Source organism: Flavobacterium sp. 2755 (assembly GCF_031455715.1).
Taxonomy (GTDB): Bacteria; Bacteroidota; Bacteroidia; order Flavobacteriales; family Flavobacteriaceae; genus Flavobacterium.
The window spans coordinates 100,474-106,526 of the sequence record NZ_JAVDTG010000015.1; the positions used below are offsets into that span (position 1 = coordinate 100,474).

Below are 6,053 nucleotides of genomic sequence, written 5' to 3' on the forward strand. Positions count from 1 at the left end.
TAATTTAATGCTTAGGGGCGTGGGTAATTGACTACCCAGTTCATGCTATCTAATTCTTTTATTGAATATTTATCATTTTTGAATCTTTTATCAAATAATATAATGTTTTCATTTTTAAAAACATATTCACGATCTTTTTCATTGAAATAAACAATATAGAGTGTTTTATCGTAAGAATTTGTATTCATTTCATGCAAGATTGATCCGCGAATTCCAGGAGAATCAAAGTTACCAGGGTCTACTTTACCGCCAATTGATGGACCATAATAAACGTTTTCATTTCTATATTTAACAAGAACGTGGTAGTAGATATATTTAGCAGAGTTGTTTTTAATTTTCAATTTATCTTTTTTGTAATGACAGTTCATCGTTAAAAAAAGAAATGTTAGGAAAAAAAGATTAAGTCTTTTCATTTCTTAAAATGATATTTGGATTAGATGTATTTTCAATAGTTATTGTTATCATTTTACCTTGTCAAAAATTATCCTCAATAATAAAAGAAGTTTCGTCATGTAAAATTTCTCCAGTTTTGCCATCAATTTTGATTGTTCTGGTTCCTGATGTTGTAGATATTTGTATTAAATAGCAATCACTATTTATAAAATAGAATCTTTTATAAGAAGATTTGTTTATTACTAAAGACTGATAATTATTATCATTAATTAAATCAATTTGCAGCTCTTTTTTGAGCATTGCAATTAAATTTTTAACTGTAAAATCAAACCCTTCATCATAATTTTTTGTGCTTGTTAAATTGCCATTTTCATCGTAGCTTTTCCAAACACCAATTGGCATTCCGTAAAAAGAACAAAATTGATTTACTAATAATTTGGTAGTTTTATTATAAATAAAAGTGCTTTTAAAGCTTTGGTTGGCAGTTATTAATTCTTTTTTATATTGATTTTTTTCCTCATATAGTTTGATAATAGTATCCTTTAAAAGATATTCATAAATACTATCTTTTTTATTATCATTGAATCTTTTTAAATCAAATTTTTCAGAAGTCTTGACATTTAATTTTTCGGAATGAATTGTTTTTTTATCACTACAAGATAAGAGACAAAATATTGTAACTATTATAATTATTTTATGCATTTAGAAAGTAAATTTTTTAATAGTTCGTTTTAAAATTAAAAAAAATGGTTTGAAAAACTTATGTGTAATTCAAACCATTTTTCATTTTAAATTTTATGTCGAAAAAGTCAACCCTTTTGCTTTAAAGTTACTAAACAAAACCTGTCTAGCTGTACTTATAGTTTCTTCGGTTCTGTAAATACTACACCAGAATTTAATCTGTATTTTGAATTTTCCATCAGAAATAGAATTGTAATAAATTTGAGATGGTTTGGTATTATTTACTAAAGGAAGACTTTCAAGAGAACTTAAAATAGTTGTATTTATATCTTCGGGAGTTGCATCGCCACTAATTTCAATAGCAATATCTACGAGTTTAAAATTATCTGTATAAGTCCAGTTGGTAATATTTTGAGACAATAAGTTACCATTCGGGATAATAATTTCGGCACCATTTGGAGCATTGATTTTGGTTGTTCGTAATCCCATTGATTTTACCCTTCCAGATTCAGAACTAATATCAATAACATCTCCAATTTGAATTGGCTTATCAAAAATCAAAATAATACCCGAAACAAAATTATTTACGACGTTTTGCAATCCAAGTCCAACACCGACACCTAATGCTCCTAAAAGAATACTCAATTTATCTAAAGGCATTCCCGAAGCGGCAACGGCTAAAAGATAACCGACAATTAAAACAATAAGTCTGGTAATTAGTAATTTAGAATGTTGTCTTTTATTGATGTTTTCTTCATTTTCATCTTCAATTTCTCCAAAAAAGTAAGCAACATAATTCTGTAATAAATGTGCGGCCCAGACAATAATGAAAAATAAAACGATATTTCCTAAAGTGAAAGTGATGCTTCCAATGGTATTTGGTCGACTAAGTAAAGTACCAAGAGAAGAACGTAACGATTCCCAAATATTTAAATTGGAAGCGATTACAACCAGCCACATATAACTGATTATAATTATAAATGGTTTTTTTAGTGTATCAGATACATTCTCGTAATCAAATATTTTTTCGATTCCACGTTTTATACGTGTTGTGTAAATCTGTAAAAGGATTATTTCCAGAATTATTTTTAAAAGAACACTTAAAGCAACAATCTGCGTCAGCGAAATAAAGGCAGTTAGACTCAACATATTTGAAAGTGAAACTCTTCCGAAAATATTATAAAGAATTGATAATCCATTTAATCCGATAAAAATAATACTGGCCCATTTAAAAAATCCTTTGATATACAATTGATCTTTTAAACTTTTAATTTGGACTAAACCATATCGTATTCCCAGAATATTTATAATAATAAAAGAGCAGCGTTGAAACATTCCAACTTCAATAAATAAATCCAGAAAACAAAGGGCAAAAAATAATCCGAAAAGCAATAGCCAGTTGCGCATCGATTTTCCAGACCAGTCATTTTTAAATAAAATTGTCAGCACGCCTAACGAACCTAATTGAAGGAGTTCTAAAAATAGGGCAGGAGCATATAAATTTGTAACTATAGCAATATTTAAGCCTATAACAATTACAGGTAAAATAATACCCCTGTTTAAATATTTAAAATTAAAAAGAGAAAGATTTTCGGCATGACCGTTAGATTTTAAGTATTTCAAATTACGTGAAATATACCATGCCAAAAGTCCCATGAAGAAACATAACGTAATTAATCCGCCTGCTTTGTAGCTTAAATAATAAGCAGCAACATTTTCTTCAATTATAATTTTTGCTTTAATGTTGTGCGATACCACTTTTTTTGCCGTAGTATCTGTACTCCATAATGATGGATATTCTTTTTTAAGAATACTGATTCCAGATTTTTCAAGTTTTGTTTCTACAGTTGTTAAGGCGTTTGAAACAGCAATTTTATGTTCAACTGTGAGTCTTTTTTTTGTATTTAAAACTTCCTGATTTTTGGTCATCAGGCTGTCCGTTTTTAGATATCTTTTTTTAAGACTGGCTAATTCTGTTTTGAATTGTTTTCTGCGAATGGTATCTTTTATGAGTGTAAAAAGAGTTTTGTCTTTTCGCAGATCAAGAATTTTACTTTTAATTTTTTCAAGATTTGCATTGCGGTGATCTATCGCTTTATTTTGATCGTTTAATTCTTGTTCGATTTCTTTTAAAACGATACGATACATTTGCTGATTTCGCACATTCGGGTTTGCGCCTTTTAAACTTGCTAATATTAAATCGAGTTTACTTTCGGTTCTTTTAATTTCTCCAAACAAATGAAAAGTGTTTCCTTCGAATTCGGCATCATTAGCAGCAGATTGCAAAACATCTCCGGCTTTTTCAATAGACATTAAGTAGTCACTGTCTGTTGCGGTTTCTTCAAATAATTTAGATTTGTTTTCTGTTTTTGAAGCTGTAGTTTGTGAATAAGAAAATGATACTAAAAACAATATCATTAGAAAGGCGGATAAATAAGAAATTCTTTTTGAATTCATAATTAATTTGGTGATTTAAGGTCTCCAAATTTAATTGTTTTTTAGGTAAGAATGTAATGAAATCTTAAACTTATCAATCTATTTTTCAATATGTAATTTAGGATCTATGGTAATTAAAATCCTTTTAAAAAGCTGTATTAAACGATTTCTGATTGATTTTAGAATGAGTGTCATCGCATCAAAATTCTCAACTTCTTTTTTTGTCTTGATGGCAATGATATTGCTAATTATTGAAATACCATCACTTACAATAAGTAAATCCATTACTACGGTTACAAACCACTTAAAGTTGTAATTAAGTCCTTTGCTCATTAAAGCCAAAGCTGTTGGTATTAACAAAACAGCCAGCTTGGATACAAATCCAACAGCCAGTTTTTTAAAACTAAAGGGATTATTTAATACAATTGTTTTGATTACACCCAGAAAAGTATCCATTATCATTAAATAAAATAGCACTCTAACAATTCCTGTATCCATTTCTAAATAAATAAAAATGGCGTAAAGCAGTAGTTTTAATTCATTTGAATATTCAGAAATTTTATTCATAATAGGTTTTGTTTTTAGATATTTATTTGGGGTAGGTAAATAATCTTTTGGGGTTAACACCCCAAAAGATTATGAATTAGCATTATTTTTATCAAGGTCTGCCTGTTACTGTGACAGTATTACTGTAAGGAGATATATATCCATTATGATTAATTCGAATTTGATATGAATAAGTTACACCATTTGATAATGTATCATAATAAAAGGTATCAGTTGATGTTTTTAGAAGTACAGGTTCGCCGCCATTTATACTTCGATATAATTCATAAGTTAAAGTCTCAACATCAATAAAGTTAGGCCATTGAAGTGTCATGTTTTCGCCTCCATAATAAGCATGCTGTAATGTAGGTAACGTTGGGGTAGAAGCTGAATTTATAGTAGCCGTATTTATAGTTGCTGGGTTAGATAAATTTCCAGCAGCATCTTTTGCTTTGACATGGAAGATGTAAGGAGTATTTGCAGATAGCCCCGTGATATTATAAGTTAGAACGTCTTTTCCTAATTCGACTAAAGGAGTATTACTATTATCTTTATAAATAAGATAATTAGTAACTCCAACATTATCAGTTGATTCGTTCCAGCTTAAAGTTAAACTTGTAGTGCCAATGTTTGAAGCTGTTAAATTTGTTGGGGTTGTGGGTTTTGTTATATCGCTTGCTATTCCTGTATATTCTATGAAATGAACAACTCTATAAGGGTTTAATATAGAGAAGGGCTGATCTCCACCAAAAGGTTTTATTAATTGTCCAGGAGCATAATCTCCGGTTCCAGTATCAGCAAGTGTCAAACCATTAATACCACCAAAAGTTCCTCCTTTTTGAATTCCTAGCCCGTTTATTGGGCTTATTTTTGGAATTTCGTCAATTGTTAATTTTTTGTTTTTATTTCCTCCATCTCTTGCATTCCAATTGTTAAATTCTGATTGATCACTATCAAACCCAACTGGCATTCTACCTCTTAAAGGCACATATTCTTCCCAGCCTTCAGGAAATGGAGCTGGTTTTCCCCAAATAGCGATCATTCCAATTGGTATAGCTGATTTTTTTTCTAACTCACTAATTCGACCAAGTAATGAATTTAGCAAGTTATTGCTTTTCAGGACTTGTTTTGCATTATCTATCAGTAATAAAGAATTTTCAGAATCCTTAGAAGTGCTAAAGTCTTCAACACTTGTATTTAAATTGTCTAAATATATCTTTCCTCCAATGGTAGTATTTTGCCAATCTGAACCAAAATTTAAGGTAAGATTTGTTTTTGTTTGATCACTATTATCAACTAATGCTCTTCCCGGTGGATCTGCAGGATGCAGTAAGCCTCTTTTATTTGCAGCCCCAAATTTGAATTCAGCAGTTCTTACATTGGCTGCAGAACTTTCTTTTATATCTAATTTTGATAATTTATTAGCACCTAAATCAAGATCCCCTTCCATTGCTTTTGATCCATTAAGAGGTAGATAAGATTGATTGATTACAGTAATTTCATCTTTAATATCATTAACGTTCTTAATTACTGTTTCAACAATTGTTTGAATCGTTTTGTAATCCTTTATAATTTCAAAATCTTCTACATTTTCTAAATTGTAATAATTAACCGTTAAAGCATCAGTATTGTTCTGATTTGTTGGACGATTTAAGTATTCAGATTCACTGATATATATAGCTTCATAATCAAAATAGGCAGTTTGAGATACACCTGTTCCGTATATTAGGTTTGTTCCAGTTTGAATCGTTTTTAAATATCCTTTATTTGACCCTTCTTTAATTGGGTATAAAATGCCTGGGAGAGCTAAATTCTTTTCATCTTTATTAATTACTGCCCATCCTTTTGATGTACTAGTTGCGTGCGATATAATGTAGTTTTTATCTTTTTTAAGCCCTAGATTGGAAAAAACGGTCAACTTGACCACGCTTTTTCAATATAAAGTGACCACCGATTTCGGGTCAAACTGACCACCCCTTTTCAATTTAAACTGACCA

Annotated in this window: 5 protein-coding genes; all 5 read right to left on the reverse strand. The window is 29.8% G+C overall.

Annotated elements, in window-relative coordinates:
* Nucleotides 1-11: 11 nt before the first annotated feature.
* The 5 genes from J2Y38_RS23875 to J2Y38_RS23895 all read right to left on the reverse strand — a co-directional run bounded on the left by J2Y38_RS23875 (nucleotide 12) and on the right by J2Y38_RS23895 (nucleotide 5,974).
* Nucleotides 12-413, reverse strand: coding sequence for a hypothetical protein (locus J2Y38_RS23875; RefSeq protein WP_309847731.1), 402 nt, complete (start codon nucleotides 411-413; stop codon nucleotides 12-14).
* 61 nt (nucleotides 414-474) lie between these two features.
* Nucleotides 475-1,095 carry a hypothetical protein gene (locus tag J2Y38_RS23880; RefSeq protein ID WP_309847734.1) on the reverse strand — a complete coding sequence of 207 codons (621 nt, stop codon included), beginning with the start codon at nucleotides 1,093-1,095 and terminating at the stop codon, nucleotides 475-477.
* Nucleotides 1,096-1,188: 93 nt separating this feature from the next.
* Entirely contained in the window at nucleotides 1,189-3,531 is a 2,343-nt protein-coding gene (locus tag J2Y38_RS23885) for a mechanosensitive ion channel domain-containing protein (protein ID WP_309847736.1), read from the reverse strand.
* Nucleotides 3,532-3,609: 78 nt separating this feature from the next.
* Nucleotides 3,610-4,077: a phage holin family protein gene (locus tag J2Y38_RS23890; protein ID WP_309847739.1), complete on the reverse strand. Its 468-nt coding sequence runs from the start codon at nucleotides 4,075-4,077 to the stop codon at nucleotides 3,610-3,612.
* 91 nt (nucleotides 4,078-4,168) lie between these two features.
* Nucleotides 4,169-5,974 carry a fibronectin type III domain-containing protein gene (locus tag J2Y38_RS23895; RefSeq protein ID WP_309847741.1) on the reverse strand — a complete coding sequence of 602 codons (1,806 nt, stop codon included), beginning with the start codon at nucleotides 5,972-5,974 and terminating at the stop codon, nucleotides 4,169-4,171.
* Nucleotides 5,975-6,053 lie beyond the last annotated feature (79 nt).